This window comes from Fuerstiella sp. (assembly GCA_022447225.1).
Taxonomy (GTDB): Bacteria; Planctomycetota; Planctomycetia; order Planctomycetales; family Planctomycetaceae; genus S139-18.
In genome coordinates, this window is record JAKVAZ010000008.1 from 340,279 (window position 1) to 360,127 (window position 19,849).

General features: G+C 54.5%; 14 protein-coding genes. 7 read left to right on the plus strand and 7 right to left on the minus strand.

The window, feature by feature from the left end:
* Positions 1-80: 80 nt before the first annotated feature.
* The 5 genes from MK110_10605 to MK110_10625 all read left to right on the plus strand — a co-directional run bounded on the left by MK110_10605 (position 81) and on the right by MK110_10625 (position 4,467).
* Complete coding sequence (locus tag MK110_10605; GenBank protein ID MCH2211744.1) at positions 81-1,070, plus strand: DUF1559 domain-containing protein; 990 nt, start codon at positions 81-83, stop codon at positions 1,068-1,070.
* A gap of 134 nt (positions 1,071-1,204) precedes the next feature.
* On the plus strand, positions 1,205-1,996 hold the full coding sequence (locus MK110_10610) for a DUF4198 domain-containing protein (protein ID MCH2211745.1): 792 nt from the start codon (positions 1,205-1,207) through the stop codon (positions 1,994-1,996).
* 554 nt (positions 1,997-2,550) lie between these two features.
* Positions 2,551-3,120, plus strand: a complete 570-nt coding sequence (locus MK110_10615; protein ID MCH2211746.1) for a hypothetical protein — start codon at positions 2,551-2,553, stop codon at positions 3,118-3,120.
* Positions 3,121-3,276: 156 nt separating this feature from the next.
* Positions 3,277-3,654: a cupin domain-containing protein gene (locus tag MK110_10620; protein MCH2211747.1), complete on the plus strand. Its 378-nt coding sequence runs from the start codon at positions 3,277-3,279 to the stop codon at positions 3,652-3,654.
* Between the two features lie 204 nt (positions 3,655-3,858).
* Positions 3,859-4,467: a DUF2238 domain-containing protein gene (locus tag MK110_10625; protein ID MCH2211748.1), complete on the plus strand. Its 609-nt coding sequence runs from the start codon at positions 3,859-3,861 to the stop codon at positions 4,465-4,467.
* Positions 4,468-4,853: 386 nt separating this feature from the next.
* Here the strand turns inward: MK110_10625 and MK110_10630 are convergent, their stop codons facing one another.
* Together MK110_10630 and MK110_10635 are read right to left on the minus strand one after the other, a co-directional pair.
* The gene (locus tag MK110_10630) at positions 4,854-6,086 is read right to left on the minus strand and encodes a glycoside hydrolase (protein MCH2211749.1); all 1,233 of its coding nucleotides are present in this window, start codon (positions 6,084-6,086) and stop codon (positions 4,854-4,856) included.
* 163 nt (positions 6,087-6,249) lie between these two features.
* Positions 6,250-8,421, minus strand: coding sequence for a hypothetical protein (locus MK110_10635; GenBank protein MCH2211750.1), 2,172 nt, complete (start codon positions 8,419-8,421; stop codon positions 6,250-6,252).
* Positions 8,422-9,107: 686 nt separating this feature from the next.
* Here MK110_10635 and MK110_10640 point away from each other — a divergent pair.
* A complete protein-coding gene (locus tag MK110_10640) occupies positions 9,108-10,337 on the plus strand; it encodes a VCBS repeat-containing protein (protein MCH2211751.1) in 1,230 nt (409 codons plus the stop codon).
* Positions 10,338-10,476: 139 nt separating this feature from the next.
* Here MK110_10640 and MK110_10645 read toward each other — a convergent pair whose 3' ends face one another.
* From MK110_10645 to MK110_10665, 5 genes are all read right to left on the minus strand, one after another.
* On the minus strand, positions 10,477-11,850 hold the full coding sequence (locus MK110_10645; protein ID MCH2211752.1) for a DUF1501 domain-containing protein: 1,374 nt from the start codon (positions 11,848-11,850) through the stop codon (positions 10,477-10,479).
* Between the two features lie 50 nt (positions 11,851-11,900).
* On the minus strand, positions 11,901-13,244 hold the full coding sequence (locus MK110_10650) for a DUF1501 domain-containing protein (GenBank protein ID MCH2211753.1): 1,344 nt from the start codon (positions 13,242-13,244) through the stop codon (positions 11,901-11,903).
* A 204-nt stretch (positions 13,245-13,448) separates the two neighbouring features.
* On the minus strand, positions 13,449-14,462 hold the full coding sequence (locus MK110_10655; protein MCH2211754.1) for a metallophosphoesterase: 1,014 nt from the start codon (positions 14,460-14,462) through the stop codon (positions 13,449-13,451).
* A gap of 57 nt (positions 14,463-14,519) precedes the next feature.
* Positions 14,520-16,382, minus strand: coding sequence for an MBL fold metallo-hydrolase (locus MK110_10660; GenBank protein MCH2211755.1), 1,863 nt, complete (start codon positions 16,380-16,382; stop codon positions 14,520-14,522).
* A gap of 152 nt (positions 16,383-16,534) precedes the next feature.
* The gene (locus MK110_10665; protein MCH2211756.1) at positions 16,535-17,848 is read right to left on the minus strand and encodes a beta-lactamase family protein; all 1,314 of its coding nucleotides are present in this window, start codon (positions 17,846-17,848) and stop codon (positions 16,535-16,537) included.
* A 682-nt stretch (positions 17,849-18,530) separates the two neighbouring features.
* On the opposite strand from MK110_10665, the gene MK110_10670 reads away from it, so the two are divergent.
* A complete protein-coding gene (locus tag MK110_10670; protein MCH2211757.1) occupies positions 18,531-19,754 on the plus strand; it encodes a mandelate racemase/muconate lactonizing enzyme family protein in 1,224 nt (407 codons plus the stop codon).
* Positions 19,755-19,849: the final 95 nt, after the last annotated feature.

Here is a 19,849-nt window from a genome sequence, read left to right on the forward strand (position 1 = left end):
TACCGAACGGACAGGACAACGCCCTGCTCAGTATCGGTCTTTTGCACTTTCTGAGTCCCTCAGATGAGGATTTTCGACAGATGCGTTTCCTGCCAAATTTCCGCGCCCGAAGTGCGCATGGCTTCACGTTAATCGAACTGCTTGTGGTCATCGCGATTATCGCAATCCTGATTTCTCTGCTGTTACCGGCTGTTCAGCAGGCTCGCGCTGCAGCGCGCCGGATCCAGTGCCGCAACAATCTCAAACAAATCGGGTTGGCACTGCACAACTACCAGTCCGCCATGAACGTTTTTCCACCAGGGAGGCTCGATTTTCCCTATGTCTATTCGCCTCAGGCCTACCTGCTTCCGCACCTGGAACAGGCCAACCTCGAGGATCTGATTGACTATGATGTCAATTTCTTTGGCGCCGACGCACCAACATGGGGCAATGCAGTACCGGCGAGAATATCGGTTTCGATTTACACGTGCCCTAGTGACCAAAATGGTGTACCGGGTTCTGAGTTTGGAGCCACAAGCTACGTGGGTAACGTTGGTACCGGACTGATAGACAATGGTCGTCTGACAACGTTCGGAGTCTCAGGCCCACTTCCGGACGGAGTTTTCTTTGAAGGCTCGAAGACAAAATTCCGGGACATCAGGGATGGAAGTTCAAATACCGTTGCGTTCAGCGAGATACTGCTGGGAAGTGGTGTTGCTTCGCCGTCGGGTAGCCCTCCGAACGACGCACAACGGGAACTGCTGCTGCTTCCGGGCGGTCCGCCCACAACGGAGGCAGCCTGCACACCCGGCGGTGGTGGAACCTGGTGGGCTAATCGCGGCGTCCGCTGGATGCAGGGATCCTACGGATACGCTCTCTACAACCATTTCTACGGTCCCAACTCTTCGACATATGACTGCAACAATCAATTTCGGACACATGCACTGACATCGGCGCGGAGTGCCCACTCCGGCGGAGTCACCGTGCTGTTGTGTGACGGCAGTGTTCGCTTTATCGGCGAGAACATCGACCTCGACACCTGGCGAGGCCTGGCAACTCGCAGTGGCGGGGAGATCCTCGGCGAATACTGACGGAAATCCCGTCACAGTTTGCATGTTTTCATCCGCGTTCCGGTTTGGCGACATACCGGTTTCGCGGGATGAAACAGGCGTTTCATTGCTGCAAATCGTGGTGACGTGCTGTAAACACCAAAAGGGAAAATCCAATGATTCGGAACTGTTTGATACTTCTGCTGGTGTCTGCTTCATCAGTGCTGGCTCATGATACATGGGTTGAAACCAACACGAATCTGATCCGTACCGGCGATGCCGTCTACGTCGACCTGAAGCTCGGTAACCATGGCAACGACCATCGTGATTTCAAACTGGCCAGCAAAGTCGGCTTACAGGGCTGCACACTCAATGTACTAAGCCCGGATGGAAAAAGTTACGATCTCAAGACTGAACTCTTCGATACGGGTTACGCTCCCAAAGAAGGATACTGGACGGCAAAGTTCGTTCCGGCACACCCAGGCTTGTACATGGTCGCTCATCAGCTGGATCGTGTTGTCAGTTACGCGCCCATCCGATCGATCAAGAGCGCAAAAACATTTTTCGTCGTGAGTCCGTCTCTGGACAGAGTCCCAATAGACAATCCAGGCTTCGATCAGGTACTGGGTCATTCACTGGAGATTGTCCCGGTGGCCAGCCCGGTGACGCCGATGGGCCCCGGTCAACCAATCACCGTTCAATTGTTTTACAACGGAAAGCCGATGGCCAATGCCCGCGTTTCTTTTATCCCAAACGGACACCAGCTGAAGAAAGATTTTGATCCCGATTACGAACGAAAAACGGACATTGAGGGCCTGGCAACTTTTACTCCCAGAGCCGGAAACGCCTATCTTGTCGTAGCACACCACAAGGAGCCGGATGAAGCGGGCGAGAACTACGAAAGTACAAAGTATTCTGCCACGCTGACTGTTCTTGTGCCGGAGATCTGCCCCTGTTGTGGCGAGTAGCATAATCATCCGGCGAGAATTACGGGTTGCTGAAAATCGCAGGTCATTATCACGTCTGCCCCCCCCCGTGGACAGGCACCTGCAACACGCAACTCAGCCGAATTCTCGTGTTGTGCCGATCAACTCCGGGACCAGTCTGCGAGCTTTTTCGGTACACCAAACGTTAAACATCAGGGGTGTTGATACTCGAGTTCGCTTGGCGATTCATTGTCAGTTTGCAAATCCCTGGCAGGTAGACTCTCCACGTTCAGCTACCCTTCCGCAGTTACCCTGATCTCGTACTTGATCGATCGAAATAACAATTGGTATTGTACCGTGCTGAGAACTTCGTTCTGGTACAGGGGACTTTGAGCCCACAACTCACACGCCGTCCCCGGCGTATCCAAACGGATGCACCGCGGGTCGCGCGGGGTCTAAAATCAACGTCATTCGCCGCGGCCCGGTGTACGACAGCTTTATCGATGCGCGAAACCTGCCTGCAGCAGGTGCAATCCACAGTTTAGACGCTTCGACGACAATCATCGGAGCAGAACTTTTCTGCAACAGGTGTTTTTATGGCCGGAAAACAAAACGACATCTCTCACCAGACCGCCCTTGACCTTTTGCAGGACGGCAACGCCAGATACATGGCGGACCGGACAAGTCGCCCCAACGCCACACCCAGACGGCGTTTGGAGACGGGAAGCGGACAATGGCCTTTTGCCATTGTGCTGACCTGTGCCGATTCGCGAGTCACACCCGAATTGGTTTTTGATCAGGGAATCGGTGATATCTTCGTCGCGCGTGTGGCCGGAAACGTAGCCACGAGTGAAGTCATCGGCAGTATTCAGTACGCAGTGCAGTACATTCATACTGAATTAGTCGTCGTGCTGGGGCATGAAAGCTGTGGGGCGGTGGATGCGGCCATCAGTCCACCAGACGACGCTCCCCAGGAACTGGGCCATCTGGTTGGGCAGATACAGAATGCCATCGGTCAGGAACAAACGCTTCAGAAGGCTGTAGAAAAAAATGCGAAGACTCAGGCCACGGAACTAAGCAAAGCACTGACCGGAACTTCGATGTCACACGCAAAGGTCTGCGCGGCAACATACGGTTTGAGTAGCGGGGAAGTGACTTGGCTTTGAGTCGGTCAGCGCCAACCGCCCTCCCCACACAGGTTGATGTCCAGTATGACGATCCGGAACCATGAAATTCGCAGCAGTCTGTGCGGGTTTATCCGCGATGGTTTCGTGCTAAATCAAAGTTATGCGGACATCAACAACGCGTGAGAATCAATGCCAATGGATGATACAGGCACACCTTCCGGGCCGATATTGATCCGCCATGAGGGCCACACTCCGCGCGAGCGCAGCACTTGCGGCTGGCGTGACCGACTGATCAGCCACGAAGACGTTGCGACATCACCAGTGGCCTGGGCACATGCTGTGGATATCGACGGAGCCAAACTCCACTTTCACAAGCGTTCCACAGAACTCTATTACGTTCTCGACGGCAGTGGCAGCGTCATCCTTGATGGCGTCGAGCAACTCGTTTCCAGGGGGTCTCTCGTTCACATTCCTCCAAATGTTGTTCACGGTGCCCGTGGACGGATGCGTGTACTCGTCGTTGGTGTTCCGGACATTGCGGATGACGACTACTTCGAGGTGGCGCAACAATGAGGACACACAGCTCAACGCCCGAGCCAGGCACTTTTATTATCCGCCCCGAGTGTTGTCAGATGTTCTGCATCTAGTGTGAATTCAGAAGGACGCCTAACAATACAATCCACCGGAGTTGCCGTCCGGTCCAAGTTGGAAATCAACGCCGCTGGTGGCAACCCGATCTTTGTGGTCGTTATGTTGCAAGGCCGGTTGAGGTGCAACGTGAAACAGTCGCTCACCCTTACCACGCTTCTGTTGCTCGGAATTTCACTGATTCGACCGATCTATTTGCGCGAGCAGTCTCTGCAGCATGCGCCGACCATGATCGCGATCATTGCCCTCTGGGCTGACTCACGTAACAACTGGATATCGGGCCGATCGTTCATCTGTTTCGTAATGTTCCTGTGGCTCCACATAATCGGTGCAAGATACATTTACTCGTTCGTACCGTACGACAAATGGGCGGCCATACTCACCGGATCCACCGTGTCAGATTGGTTTGGCTGGAATCGGAACCATTTCGATCGACTCGTCCATTTCCTGTTTGGTGTTCTATTCGTTATCCCGGCCACGGAACTTGCCGAACGCTACGGAAATCTCTCATGGAAATGGTCACTTGGCTTCTCAGTGCTTGTGGTTCTGTCGCTCAGCGCACTGTATGAAGTCATTGAATGGCTGTTAACGATCGTTATGACTCCTCGTTACGCGGAAGCGTACAATGGCCAGCAAGGTGACATATGGGACGCACAAAAAGACATGGCCCTCGCATTGGCTGGTTCAGCTGCCATGATGACTGTCCTGCTGATATTCCGCACACGAAAAGCAACATAACACCAGTGGATCAGAAACTTGTGAAGCGCAGCCGAAACGAGTTCTCCTCTTTTGTTCATTAAGCCCGGCAAAGATCTGAGGGCTTTTTTGTGCGCCGAACGTCGAACAGCGGCCGGAACTGAGCCGATGCTGGTGGTTGTGAACGCGTCATCAGTCGGAATGGTTGAATTCCGAGCTTGATGTTGCTGTTAAGAAGGCTGTTTTCAGATAGAGATCGTATGAAGTCAGGGAGTGTCGGTCCCGCGTTTCAATCTGAAGCGAACTCTCCGAATTTGGCGATTCGTCAATCGAATCAGACAGCCCCAAATCCGCCGACGCGCCCGTAAGTTCCTCCTCAATATTTGATCAAAACACTGACCTGGAACTTACTGAATCAGGCTTAGAAACTACCTCCCGCCTTCTTTGACCCATTCTTCGTTGAACCACACGTGTTTGATGGTCTCGTTGGGTTTAGGCGTGTAGGTGTAGGTGACGTGGATCATACCGTCGCGGGTCTGGATAACGGTGGGGTACGAGGCATGGGGATTGTCATCGGGGGGCGTGTGATTGTCTTCGATGTTGCGGTGCCATTTCCACGTGGCTCCCTCATTGTCGGAGATGTAAGCGGTTAACCGGGAGCGTCCATGGCGTCCGTCCCGTCCGTCGAGATCGTTGCACACAAGAATCCAGTGACCGTTGTGGAGCTTAGTGACCGACACACTCGACTCAGGATTGCGAATTTTCAGGTCGTGGAAGTTGCCCCAGGTCTGACCGCCGTCCGTGGATTCCGCAGCACGGATGTAACGAAGCGGGCCTTTATCGCGGCCGTAGGCCACGATCGTACCGTCCTTTTTCCGGATGAATGCGGGCTGGATCAGTCCGTAGTCAGCCATGGGCTCGCCATATTCCCACGTCTTGCCACCGTCTTCAGTGAAGCACGACAAAGAAGTGCAGTACACGTCCGAGTAAAGCCCGATCATCATGCGGTTGTCCGAGAGCATGATGGGCTGGCACCGGGGCATCCAGGTGAGCATGCCGGTGAGGCGTCCCCAGACACGATCCTGCCAGTCGGCCATATAGGTTTCGTCAATCCGCGCCATACGTACTCCGTGTTCCAGGCGTTTGCGGTACTTCTCTTCGAAATCGAACATCGTATCGAACTTCTCATCCACTCCTGCGGAGATCCTGTCCATCACGGTCACAAGATTCTTCGGCTGGCACATGATCGTGTCGTTCCATTCCCATGTGGGTGGTCCGTCGGCCTCGTAGGCGGTCGCGGTTCGGTATTGCAGCAGGTAGGTTTCCCGGGTGTTGGCCAGGGAGGAAATCCACCAGAGGTAGAGCCTGCCGGCGGGGTCGATGTAGAGAACGGGGTTCTGGTCCGGAAGATTCTGATTGTCTGCCATGACGAACGGCTTGCTCCACTTGGCTGCGCCTTTGCGCTTCCGCGCACCGCTGATGACGAGAGTGTCGTCCGTTTTCTCTCCCCGACCGTGGAACCAGGTGATGAGCAGATCGCCTTTAGGAGTTTCCACAAGACTCGAACTGTGGTTGTGCATCGGCTCCGGCGGAAACACGACTTCGTCGAAGAAGACAGGGTCAGCAGACGCGATGAGTGTCAAAAACAGCACTGGATTCATTCGAAGGACTCCCGTGTGCACACCGTCATACAGAGGAATTCAAACCCGCGACAAATACGTATGACCGTACTTTACGTTTCTGAATACGAGGGAGTCCAGGTACGGACCATGGGGACCGTTGCCGGAATTGTCCCGTACGTGTTGTGGAATGCTTCGCCGCTGTTTAAGAAGCGTGTTTCCGCAGGTAGATCGCATGGAGTCGGGGGGTGTCCAGTCCGCGTGTCAATTCGAAGCGAACTCGAAGCGGACTCTCCAGATCCGGCAGGTGCGTTCGGTGAGTGGTCCACTCCAAAGGAATATCATAACCGTCCTTCTCAATCGGCACTGCCTCTGCCGTCGTGAACCCCTCGATCGGTTGATTATCCGATGCAGACACCAACTGAGCGGTCAGGCGTCCGCCTTTGGAAAGTCCGCTGACATTCACCACAAGCTGATATGGTCGCCATCCTTCCCTGGGTGGGTCTAACCCAATCGAGGTTACCTCGCCCGTTTGTGTTTCCGGATTGAGCTGAACACCGTACATTCGGTGACGTCCGACTTTGGCGAGTCCGACGCCGCCTTCACAGTCGTAGTAGATCCACCATTCGTTTCCCACTTCCAGAAAGCTGCCAATGTTGACACTCTCACGATCCCAGGATTGAGGGTTGGGAGCCAGATGAGTCCGCCGGGAGTTCCACAATCCAAAGCTGATATTTTCTTTCTCCTCAGGCTCAACCACCCACCCGGTAAAACGCATACGATATCCCCTGTCCTCTGCTTCATGGTGGCCGACGAAAGCCCACCAATAATCCGACTCATGGAGGACCACGGCGGCACCGTGCAGGGTACTGTTGCGTGGCGTCGTATCGAAAGCATAGTGCCGGGCGTTATGAGGCGCCCGAACGAAGCGTAAGCCGTCCGGCGAAGTGGCCACATCCACGATGAAACCGTGCGGGCCCTGCGTGTGCAAAAATAACACATAGCGACGATCGGAAGGGGCAGCTTCGTCGCGGACAATGTTCAGAGGTAACTGGTATTCGTTACAGTTGGGTCCCGGCTGAAGTGAGAAGCAGATATTACCTGGCCTGCCTGCGAACTGAGCCACGCCGAGGTCAGGTTTTTTCCAGTGAATTCCATCAGGTGATTCGGCATAGCCTGCCCTGCCCTGCTGCAGCCGGAATGCATATCCGCCATACCACATTCGGAATCGCCCGTGTTCCTTGCGCACCGCCATCTGGCCAAGACAGCCTGCGTCCCAGCTTCCTGGCTCGCCTGGTTCGAGCACGGGTGTTTTGGGATCCACCTTCCAGTCCGTTCCGTTTCGGGAAAAGGCGCGATAAATCCCAAACGTGGTTCTGCCGATGTCCTGACTGAATTCGTTGACCCCCATAAAGTACATGTGGAAGCCCTGCTCATCACGGACCACACTGACGGCTGATGCTCCGGAATGCCGGTCTGAAGGATCCGGAACGTCGGCCTCATTCAACACAGGCTGGTCTTCGAAACGAGTCAGGGTGTATTCGACCTTTTGAGTACCGTTCAATTCCCAGTCCAGGTCCAGAAGAACCGGTAATGATCTGCGCCGGGTGGCCATTGGTTCCTGTGAGATTTTAAAGTGGTCGATGTCAATGATCTGCCCCGGATGGCGACTCTCGATGAATACGTAATCTTTCTGTCCTGGAGTCTCCGGAACCAGTTGCTGAATGGATCCGTGTCGGTTGTTTTGGTTCGCTGCATTTTTTTTGCGTTGAGCGGCAGTGATCGGCTGCTGCAAATCCAGCACATGTTGACCGTCACAGTAAACCTGAGCCGGGCCTTCCGCGTTGGAAATTTTCAGAACAAATGTATGCCAGTCACGGTGATCCAGACCTGCGATCGGAACTCGCTCTTCCCAGGGGGCGGCTGCATTGACGAGGAGATTCCACCCGGTGATTCCAAACGAGATCCCTTGTGTCGGACAGGCTCCCAGACTAAAGGCCCAGGTCCCCAGATTTTCACTCTTTATCCCCAGTGTGAACAACGTGCGGCCCGCTTCTCCGGAACACAGAATTTTAACCTGCAGAAAAACGGGACGGTCGTCCAGAGTTGAGACGGGTTGCTGACAACGCGAATAGAGGGCGTCGAGACTCGTTGTCAGCCGATGAAACGCAGGGAACTCCTGGTGTTCAAACGGATTGGTTTGCCAGTCACTCCAGATGTTTGTGAAGGAACTTCGGTCGTTCGCCGTTCCATACGGCTGCAGTCCACGGGTTGTTGTCACAGCCAGCTTCTTCGGATTAGCTGACTGTGACGTTCCGGACAGTGCAGGCAATGCTGCCGCTGCTTTTACAAATTCTCTGCGACTGAAGGAGGCCATATCAGAATCCTTAACCTGTTCAACTCGTTGGTTGAAGTAATAACACATGCCGGAGGAGATTATAGTATTTCGGCTTCCCATAGTGACAAAACGCAGATCGAATTCACGCGTCTAACGTTCCATGAAATTCCAAGCAGCCAGGAACGCTTTATCCACGATAGCTTTGTGATAAATCAATGGCGCTGGTGGTATTGCTGTTTCTTCACCGGCATATTTCATGTTGCCTCAACGATACCTGACAAGAAGAAGCAGCTTCATTCGTTTTTTTGATCAGCGATGAATCCGGATAGCTGTTAACCGGTGCTCGGAGCCGTTCCGGGGATTAACGGCTTCTGGATGCCTGGCTCAGCGTCATCGGTCGGTTGACGTTCGCTGTGGGCGGGTTCGACCAACTCACGGTGGTGATCGGCGCATTCTGCACCTTCCCCGGCTGCTTTCCCACTGTCGATTACCCGCCTGCAGTTGCCGTGGTCGGGTCCTTGTTCGATCGTAATTACAGTTGTTATTCTGACTTGCTTAGATCTTCGTTCTCGTACAGGGAACCTGTACTCCACCAACTTAAGCCCTGCAGACACTCCGCAGCCGTGACACCCCGGCGGCAGTCAACCCGGTCTCTGGTGCCGGTAAATCGTTCGTCACCCTGCAATGAAGCTCGATGACTGACTCAAAGGGATGAAGAGGAAATCATGAAATTCATCACGTCATTCGCATTGCTGTGTGCCGTTTCGTGTCTTACGTATGCGTCCGATGCGTGGAAGGAGTATGCGGGTGAACCCGGAGCGAGCAGATGGCGTTGCCATGTTGTTCAACCCGACCCGGAAGATCACGGTCCTGACGGAATCAACATTCACGACTGGGACGGCGATGGTGATCTGGATCTGTTTGTAAACTACGAAGAAGGCAGCTACAGCCGCCTCTACTTCAATCCCGGAGGTGACACGGTACGTGACATCTGGTCGGAGTATACGGAATTGAAACACGGCCAGTGTGAAGATTCAGGTATGGGCGATCTCGATAACGATGGTGATATCGACTACGTCGCCAACGGCGGCTGGGTCTATTTCAATCCAGGCAGATCCGAGGTACATGATCCGTCGAAATGGACAAAAATGACCCTATTCGATTATGAACGACGAGTTCCCACCGTGGCGGATCTTGACCAGGACGGTCTCAATGACCTGATTGTTGGTGCCCAGGAGTGGTACAAACAGCCGGAAAAGGACAAACACCATGCAGAGAACTGGGTCAGGTACACGATCGGCAGTAATCGATGGCCCATGAACTGCATCATGACAGACGTCAATGCAGACGGTTACACCGATATGGTTGTGCCGGACCGCGGAGTGGAAATCTGCTGGTACGTGAATCCCGGTATCGAAAAAGTCACGCAGACATGGGAACGCCGGACCCTTCACAGGCATCACGAACCCATGTTCATGCTGGTCACTGATGTCAATGACGACGAACTTCACGATTTCGTGATCACCGGCGGCAGCAAAGGCGCACTGGCCAAGAAGCTCATTGTGCTGCTGCGCAGCAACAAACAAGGCACTCCTACCTTCAGGGAGATACTGATCGATCAGCCGTCCGGGAGCTTTCCCAAAGGCGTGGCGGTGATGGATCTGAATGACGATCCAAACAGGAACGAAATTCTGGTCATTCCGAAGCAGGGCGATATCTGGACAGCCACCTCTACCGGTGACCCCGCACAGGGAGGGAACTGGAACACCACTGTTCTCGATATGCCAGGATCGGAGACCCGCAGGAAGATGGACAATGCCTGGCTCGGCGATCTCGACGGGGATGGCGACCTGGATGTGATCACAACCGAGGAAAACGGTGGCTGGGGAGTCATTTGGTTTGAGAACCCCTCAACAAACAAAGCCCAAAACCAAAGTGCACCCGACAGGAATTAGTCGAGCCTGTTTCCTTTCGGGGATTCACGACCATCCGGGGTTCATTTGATCCTGGTGAATACCGGAGCTCACTCGACGTCAAGGCTTCGGAAAATCTTCTGCTATTCATTCCACTCGACGAACACAACGGTCTTCATATTCAGAGCAGTTCGGCGATTGGTCGTGCGTCGTTTGCAACATAAAGCAGGGGACGACGGTCGGGCCCGACATATGCTGCCTGATGTGAAATGCCCAGCAACTGATAAAGGGTTGCCGCAATTTCGGGTGGCGAAATGGGTCGCGTCAGTACCTCACCTCCGATTTGGTCGGAAGCTCCGATGACCTGCCCGCTTCGAACACCACCACCTGCCAGGGCGACACTGAAGACCTGTGGCCAGTGATCTCGACCGACGGCGGGATTAATTTGTGGTGTACGGCCGAATTCGGTCATCCAGAGCACCAGAGTTTCGTCGAGCAGACCACGTTGCTCAAGATCATCGAGCAGGGCGCAGAATGCACTTTCTGTTTTTGGCAGACGACTGGTGAGTGCCGGGAAAATATTTCCATGGTGGTCCCAGCCTGACTGACCGATGGTGACGACGCGAACGCCGGCTTCGATCAACCGACGGGCAATAAGAAAACAGGCCGAAGCTTTGTCTTTTGCGTTGTACCGGTCGCGCACACTTTGCGGCTCCTTGTCGATGTCAAACGCATCAGCGGCTACGTTCGAACGAATCAGATCGACAGCCTCGTCTGTATAGCGATCATACAGCCTGAACTCATCAAGTTGTGTGAGACGCCCACTGGTGGACGAGAGGCCGTTAAACCGCGTTCGTAGAGACGTACGCTGCTCCAGGCGTTTCGACGGCACCTGATTCGGCATCAAAGAATCCCAGTCATAGCTGTAATATGGCCCGTCACCTTGCGGGAGAAAACCGGTCGCATACAGTCCTTCCCGACTCGTAAAGGTCCCGCGATATTCAAGCACAACGTAGGGAGGAATTTTCGCACGTGGTCCGAGTTCGTGAACCACGACAGAGGCAAGGTCGGGATGATCTGTCGGCTTGCGAACCGGAGAGACAGGCTGGCGAAACGTCAGCATCTGACGCGTACCGCGTTCGTGTGCGTTTTCTCGATGAGTCACTGATCGCAGAACCGCCAGACGGTCCATCCGCTGCGCGATACCAGGCAGGAGTGAGCAAACATGAGTGCCGGGCAGAGTGGTCGAAATCGGTTGAAACGGTCCGCGAATTTCTACCGGTGCATTCGGTTTCATATCAAATGTGTCGTGGTGTGACACACCGCCCTGCAGCCAGACCATGATGACCGATTTTGCTCTGGGTGCCGGAGAACCGGTGGTGGCTGATGCCGGACGACTCAGCAGATTCGCGAGACTGGTCCCCAGACCAGGAAGTACGCCGGACTGCAGGAAGCCGCGACGCGACGGTATAACGGATGTTTCTGCTGAGCTGGAAGATCGGAATCGATGACAAAGACTGCTCATGACAACACCACACATCAGATGACGGATCATGAACCGGAATTTGATTCTGAACGAAACTCCGTCCGCCCCGAGGCCAACTGTTAGACAAGCTCCGAAATCGGTTGCGTATGGTTGTCCACCAGATACTGCGGACGTCCGGAAAGGTCCGTGACTGTCGTATTCATGGCGTTAATGCCGACGTTATGGTAGAGCGTCGAAAAGATTTCCTGGAATGTGACCGGACGACTGGCAGCCTCTCCTCCGATGCGATCCGTGGTACCGATCGCCTGTCCGGTACGCATGCCGCCACCGGCCATCAGAGCGCAGGACACGTTCGGCCAGTGATCCCTGCCTCCACGATCATTGATCTTTGGTGTGCGTCCGAACTCACCCCACACGATCACGGAAACATCGTTCGCCATTCCGCGATCATGAAGGTCCTGAACGAGGGCTGTCACCGACTTGTCAAGTCGCGGCAGGAAATTCCGCAGGGTCTCGAAATTCGACACTCGATCAAAATCGTGGTCCGAGTGGGTATCCCAGCGACCGAAACTGAGTGTCACGCAGCGAACGCCGGCCTCGACGAGCCGCCGGGCGACCAGAAAATGTTCGTTGTACAGGGGCGGTCCATCCACGATGTTGTCGAGAGAACCGCGTCCGTAGCGTTCACGCACCTGCGGATCCTCTCGCTCAAAATCCAGAGCATCGACAAGCTTGCTGGATGTCAGAACACCGAACGCCTGCTGACGAAAAGAATCAAATCCTTCCAGCACCGGTCCGGCATCAACCTCTCTGCGAAACTGATCAAAATTCGACACCAGCTGACGCCGGTCCCGCAGTCGCTCCAGCGGCATGTTGAGAACCATGTTCGATCGGGCGTTCCCTCGCAGTCGCATCGGACCGTGAGCCGGGCCGAGAAATCCGTACTGCCCCGCATCTGACCATGGTCCGTGTTTGGTGGTTCCCGCCAGACCGACAAAGGGCGGCACGCCCGGCTCCCGTATGCCCTGAATCTTCGACAGAGTGGATCCCATCGACGGCCAGTAATTCGAACTTGTGCGGCCCGTATGGCACTGATGGAGTACATGCGACGGCTGAGCGCCGACCACAGAACGAATGATGGCCAGCTTGTCCATCATTCCCGCCATCAGAGGCAGATGCTCACAGATCTCGATGCCTGATACGCTGGTCGAAATCGGATTGAACTCACCACGAACCTCTTTCGGTGCCTCCGTCTTCAGATCAAACAGATCCTGGTGCGATGGTCCCCCCGACAACAGAACCATGATGATCGCTTTTTTCGATCGACTGCCTGATGCCGCCTCCGCCGCGAGAAGCTGAGGCATTGACAGTCCGCCAAACCCCAGACCGCCAATCGTCAGGAACTCGCGCCGACTGATACCGTCGCAGAGGCCGTGAGTTCGTTTACTGACGAGAGAAAGCATCATTCTTACCTGTGATCGGGCGCAGTTATGAGATTACCAGTATATTCGATCAGTGGTGGTTCGGCCACCTAAATCCGACCCTTCTCCGCAGGATCGAATTCACAATGACAGCGATCAGTGCATGTGGTGACGAATGTGACAGGTGAGACTGTGCTTACGGGAGTGGTTCCCGGCACAACTCTCCGGATTGTTGATCTAAGCGTTCTACGTTGCGATTCTTCTGATCTGTCGTGCACGGATCCGCGGCACGATCTGCTCACCATCAATCAAATTCGGATGTTTGTCCCGCCCGCGTTCAGCAGGAGATTCACCGACCCACTGACTGTCACATCCCTTCAGGTCGATTCTCCCGTTGACTGGATCGATTGTCAGTGTGGTGAACAGTGGTTCCCGATAAGGACAGGCAGACGCCAGTTTTGGATAGGCAGCGTGAACTTCAGGACTGTAAGTCTGACGCCTGTATCTCCGTCCGACCCACACGTACGACGCTGAATTCAAGTGCAGGTACCCGATGTTTCCCTTACGGACGAGATGATCGATGTGAGAATGCCCGTTCACAGCCAGTAGAACGCGATCTGCCGCTGTGTTCAGGACATTCTGAATGTCATCGGCGTTATCGACGGCCCATGGACCGGCCAAAGGCTGATGACTTAAAACGAGGATCGGACCATCATGACTTTGGAGTGTGGTTTGCAGCCATGTCATCTGCGTCAGTCCGATGTGCGACGGATAGCCACTTATGTGATTTGGTGGTTTTTCGTTCCCGTCGAGTACGATCACACGCAGACCTCCAATGTCACGGTAGTAGTATCGTTCTTTCATTCCCCACGCTTCGAGTGTCTGGTCGTATGAATATCCACCATCGGCATCGTGATTTCCGAGCACGTGCATTGCGACAGGATGAGCATGATTGAAGGAGTCTGTGAGCGTCTGATTTTCTTTGGAGGGAACCGCAAAGTCACCCAGCTGAATGATCGCATCCGGCGGCTCTTTCTTCATTTCTTTCAGAAATTTTCCAAGACGTTCCGGACCATCGTGCATGGTGTCCTGATGCAGGTCGGTGATCATGCCAAGTCGAATTGGCGATGAAATATTCGACAGACGGGAACGAGCAGATTCGGAAACCAAAATTGATGTTGCGGCCCCCCCGACAGACTGCAAAAAACGACGACGAGTATTGAGGCCTGATAATGGATTTCTCAACAGGTGTTCAGTCACAACAATTGTCTTCAGGTACAGATGAACGGTTCTTTACGAGTAGAACGTCGGATTCTCTTAATCACTCACCACCAGCAGAGCCTCCGTAACGGGACCGTGCGAACGATCACCAACCACAACATGAGCAGTCACCAGATGTCGACAGTGCATCTGAGAAGGAGCATTTGCCGGGATATGTGTTTTGAAGGTCAGTTCACCTGTGGCACCTGGCGCCAATCTAATCTGAGCCTGTTCCGGGTGAGTTACAATCGGGAGCGCGCTGCTGAGGTGTGCCGAAAACATCGCTTCTTTTTCGAATGAGTTACGCAACTCAAGAGTGTACTCGACCTCGCTGCCGGGACTCACACGAGACTGATACGGCAACAACCGTGCCCAGAAGAGATCCACGCCGAGTTCTTCCGGCGGCGGAAGGAGGTCTCTCCAGACAGCTTCCTTACGCTCCACGTATTCACGATGGGACTGGAACGCCTCTTCAGGAATTTCGTAGTACGGCCCGTGACCGGGACAAAGCAGATCCGGATGCAAACGCTCAAATTCATCGGCACACTTGCGATGCATGGCAAACGTCAGTGAGTTGCGGAGAACAGAATTAACCATCCACTCCTTCTGTTTCTCAGGCAGGTAACGTTTGAGAGGATACGTGCTGTCGCCGGAGAACAACACACGCCGACCGTCGATGTCCGCAGAGATCGCAGCGTGGAATTCGGTCTGACCAGGATAAAAGACGATCTCGAATGGAATTCCCTCCCACTCAAAACGTTCGCCATCCTGGAACCGTCGATCGACACGTACCGCTGGCTGCATGATACAGGGAGTGTTCCAGCGTTCCGGTGCCTCGATTACCTTGGCAACGTGCTCCAGAGTCCAGCATTTCGTGCCATGATGCTTCTGGAGATAGGGAATGCCGCAAACGTGATCATCATGAATGTGAGTGGCAATCACCACGTCGAATTTACGAATGCCCCAGCGTTCGCAGAGTTCGTCCAGATGGTGCTCGGTGAAACGCAGTTGAGCAAAGGGTTCGGGAGAATGCAGGCCGGTGAGAAAGATTCCGGCTGAGAAATACGGATAGTCGATGAACAGCGCTTTACCGCTGTCCGATTTAATCACATAAAAATTGGAGCAGGTGTGCTCAGTCCCCCAAAGTAAGTGCGGACTAATCTGCTCAAGCTGAATCTCATGCGGGAACCGATTCCCAGGCGGAGCCCCCACGCGATCACGCATGAGATTAAGCAAAGCGTGAAGTCGCTGGTCAAGTCGGTCGATGCATTCGTTGGGAGATTCAATGATCGGTCCGTGTGACGGAAGCGCCAGAGAGACATTTTTCTTTCTGAGTGCCGTGATCGATTGAGCGGTCAACGTGACACCGATGAGATCTCCATACTCGTATTCCATCGCGTGGAGCTGGTAAAGCTTCCCGTCGTCGTGCATCAGATCTCCGGTAAACGCGATCGTCTGTCGGTTCATCAGGGTCACAATCAGGCTGACACTGCCGTACGTGTGGCCTGGCGTGGGCAGGATGAACAACGAGTAGGGCCCCCATTCGAAGCGTTCGTAGTCTTCTAATGCTCTCGCGACGGGCAGATCTTCACCGATTGTGAAAAAAGTACTGCGGTCGTTGTAGTTGTCGAAGATTCGTTTTTGCTGCCAGTAATCGTGAGCACGATCGAAAAGATGGCGTTCGTACTGGGGGGCCGCCAAACGCGCCCCCTGCTGCAGCAGTCGGTTTGCCCCGAAACACTGATCACGATGATGGTGCGTAAACAGCACCCAATCGATCTGTTCCACACCGATCTGCGGGAGTTGATCGACGACAGCGCCGCTGCCGCAATCGATCAGGATCGCGCGATCACCATCTTGAAGAACGTAGACATTGCAGGTGTCGTCGAAGACGTACAGATCAGGAGCGATTTCGTTCAAGAGAGTGCTCTGTGCTAAGAGTGATAACGCTGCAACTGTCTTTGTTTACCCCACAGGGACCTGACTTCCGGGATGTCGGAAACACACCAGGAAAATTACTGAATGTCTTGTTCGACCGTACAACGGACTCATCGGCGGAACGTAATTCTGGATCAGTCGTCGATCGCCTGACCGACCAACAAACGAAATTTCCAGCCGGTCTCGTCATCGCTTTGTTCCCGTGTCTGCTTCATAATCACACCGATCGTTCCCTCTTTGGGATCCGCAAAATACTGTGTGTTGAAATAGCCGCCCCAGTCAAATGCACCAGGACTTCCCAGACCACCGGTAACCTGTCCCTGCTCGGTGACAACGCCAAAGGCAAGTCCGTAATACTTGTCGTCACTGCCAAAGATCGCCCCCGTCTGATCTCTCATCATGGTTTCTATTGTTGTGCGGCTGAGAACACGGACTCCGTTGAACTTTCCACCATTAAGATACATCTGCAGGAAGGTTGCGTAGTCCATGACCGTACTCGACAAACCGGCTCCACCCGAGAAAAACGTCCTGGCCCCTTTGATGGGGTAATCCGGATCGTAAAAGGTCACCGGATAGTGGCCCCACACCTGATTCTCCGGTTTTTGCAGACGGACCAGCCGGTGTGCTTTTTCGTCCGGCAAATAGAAGGCCGTGTCCTTCATGCCCAGTGGTTCAAACAAACGTTCTCTCAGGAACACATCGAAGGGCTGACCGGACACAATCTCGATGAAATAGCCTAAGACATCCAGTCCCTCGCTGTAGGTAAACCGCTCGCCTGGATGATGATGCAGAGGCAGGGTCGCCAGCTTCTTCACATTTTCGGCAATAGTCACAGGTTCTGTAGTGACCAGATCCGTGACACCGACTCTGGCATACATCTTTCGAAACCGCTCATCCCCGTCGAGCACGCCATAGCCGATCCCCGAAGTGTGGGTGAGCAGATGGCGAATCGTGATCGGTGTTTTGACCGATTCCGTTGTCCAGGTGACATCCTCCTCATTAAAAGTCTTCAGCACACCCGTGTCTGCGAATTCGGGAATGTATTTGGCAATGGGATCGTCCAGTTGAAAGTGTGCCTCTTCCCATAACATCATCACTGCCGTGGCAGTGATGGCTTTGCTCTGCGACGCAATCCGGAAGATGTCGTCTTTCTTCAGTGCCCGTCCGGCTTCGTTGTCCGCCATGCCGAACGCCTTGTGGTAGACGATTTTTCCGTGTCGCGCGACTAAGGCCACCACTCCGGGGACGTCACCTTCCTGAACGGCGTCCTCACAGATCCGGTCAATGCGTTCCAGACGTTCCGCCGACATTCCCACGTCACTCGGCAAACCGCCGGTCAGTGGTGCTGTCGCCGGCACAATCTGCCCGTGAGCGGGAATCGTCTGAGCGAACGCAATCGCGAACAACAAGACTGATCGAGCAGGTAATCGGAGCAGGATTCGATTCATAAGATCAGGCTTTCTCACAGAACAACATTCTGCACCGGGTTGGCAGCCGGCAATCTGTTCATCTCTGCGCATTCGGCCGGCAGTGATTGCAGTTAAGGAAGACATCGTACTCACGTGTCTTAGCGTCGCAGCAACACTGATTGACCATCGGTGTGTCTCAGCAAGGCATATCCTACGGATGCATTGAAGGGAGTTTCAACCAACACAACAGGTCGTAACCGGCAATGCCGTGAGTCACGATCATCAGGGCATCATCCAGGACAACTCACACTCTGTGCACAGATCAGCACTGTCTTTGCGACCTGGTTAAGACAGCACGGTGACATCTAATTTGGTGGTCCGTCATCGTGTCCTCAGGTCGACGACACCCAGCTGAACGTATGAACTGTACCTGAGGCAACCCGGCAGAATCCACAATTCCGGCTCGGCATCACCGGTACGTGCAGTGTCAAGTGCGGGCAATGGACTTATAGTCAGGGAGGCGGTTCCGAAGATCCGCCTTCATTCAAAGACACTCCCGGTGTTCACTCAGAAATGCACACAGTCAACCAACACCGGCTGTTTATTGTGCAGCGGACCACGAGAACAGCAGTCAACAACTTCACTGGTGACAACGCGAACAGCCCGCTAACAGCGGTCACGCCATCAATTTTCACATTTCAGAAAGAAAGCAACGATCACCATGAGCAACGAACATTCATCAAAACGTCTGAGTCGTCGTGACCTGCTGGCAGGTCTGGGTGCGGCCGCCGCCGGTGTCGCGGTGCTGGAGGAGGCAGTTGGCCAGGACAGGAACCCCGCGGCACAGGTCGCCGATCGCGCATCGGGTGTGAAGATTACAGGCATGCGCACACATCTTGTTCAGAATAAAGTCTACGTTGAAATTAAGACCAGCCGGGATGTCACCGGCTGGGGCGAAATAAGTGCCTTGGTTCCCTCCGCGGCCGAAGCCCTGGCCAGGCGAATGTTCGATCTGCTCGACGGAGAAAACCCGACTCGCATCGAATACCTGTGGCAAAAGTTATTTCGCGCCCATCGCGACATGCGCGGCGGGCCGTTTATGTGTCACACGATTGCCGGCATCGACATGGCTTTGTGGGACATCACCGGCAAACTGTGGGGCGTGCCCGTGCACCGTCTGCTGGGCGGACCATGCCGCGACAAGGTCAAAGTCTATCCCACGTCAAAATCACGCAAAGCTCCGCCGGCAGGCATTTACGATCACGCCGTCACGCCGCTGGAAATCGAGCGGATGATCAATCAGATCAGAATCGACCGCGAGCGTGTCGGCCCGGACGGCATCGTGATGTTCGATGCTCACTGCGCGATACCGCCCGCAGCCCTGATCCAGCTGGCGGCAGCAGTTAAAGCCTACGACGTACTGTTCATCGAAGAGGTGGCCGTGCCGGGAAATATCGAAGTGTTCAAGCGATTGAAAGCGGCCATTGATATCCCGCTGGCCACCGGCGAGCGGGACCGGACGATCTGGGAGTTCATCCCGTATCTTGACCAGCGGTGTATCGACGTGCTCCAGCCGGATGTGGCCCACTGCGGCGGCATCACGCAGATGAAAAAGATTGCCGTCCTCGCGGAGACCTATCATGTGCCACTGGCGCCTCACTGCACAACGTCGCCGCTGGGTGCGACCGCAAGTCTAAGTGTGGGTGCGTCCATCCCGTTTTTGTTGATCCACGAAACGGCACCGGGACTCCTCCGATGGGGCGAGCAGTTTATGAACCGGCCCTGGACCGTTGACGATGCAACCGCCTACGCCACATTACCCGAAGGTCCGGGCCTGGGTGTCACGATCGATCGCGACAGGATGGCCACCGCCGCCGCAGACCCCAACTACAAATGGCGCTGGCCAGGGGCGAAGCTCCCGGACGGCTCCGTGGCCGACTATTAAAAAAGATTGTCTGCGTTCAGTGATTCAGGTGAAGCATCGGCGACAGTCAGCCTGCATACAGAAACGGTGCCATTCACTGTATGATGCGGGAATGG

Bases quoted from the DNA above. Each gene is read 5' to 3' on its own strand.
- MK110_10605 (MCH2211744.1), top strand. From the start codon at position 81: ATGCGTTTCCTGCCAAATTTCCGCGCCCGAAGTGCGCATGGCTTCACG.
- MK110_10610 (MCH2211745.1), top strand. From the start codon at position 1,205: ATGATTCGGAACTGTTTGATACTTCTGCTGGTGTCTGCTTCATCAGTG.
- MK110_10615 (MCH2211746.1), top strand. From the start codon at position 2,551: ATGGCCGGAAAACAAAACGACATCTCTCACCAGACCGCCCTTGACCTT.
- MK110_10620 (MCH2211747.1), top strand. From the start codon at position 3,277: ATGGATGATACAGGCACACCTTCCGGGCCGATATTGATCCGCCATGAG.
- MK110_10630 (MCH2211749.1), bottom strand. From the start codon at position 6,086: ATGAATCCAGTGCTGTTTTTGACACTCATCGCGTCTGCTGACCCTGTC.
- MK110_10635 (MCH2211750.1), bottom strand. From the start codon at position 8,421: ATGGCCTCCTTCAGTCGCAGAGAATTTGTAAAAGCAGCGGCAGCATTG.
- MK110_10640 (MCH2211751.1), top strand. From the start codon at position 9,108: ATGAAATTCATCACGTCATTCGCATTGCTGTGTGCCGTTTCGTGTCTT.
- MK110_10645 (MCH2211752.1), bottom strand. From the start codon at position 11,850: ATGATCCGTCATCTGATGTGTGGTGTTGTCATGAGCAGTCTTTGTCAT.
- MK110_10650 (MCH2211753.1), bottom strand. From the start codon at position 13,244: ATGCTTTCTCTCGTCAGTAAACGAACTCACGGCCTCTGCGACGGTATC.
- MK110_10665 (MCH2211756.1), bottom strand. From the start codon at position 17,848: ATGAATCGAATCCTGCTCCGATTACCTGCTCGATCAGTCTTGTTGTTC.
- MK110_10670 (MCH2211757.1), top strand. From the start codon at position 18,531: ATGAGCAACGAACATTCATCAAAACGTCTGAGTCGTCGTGACCTGCTG.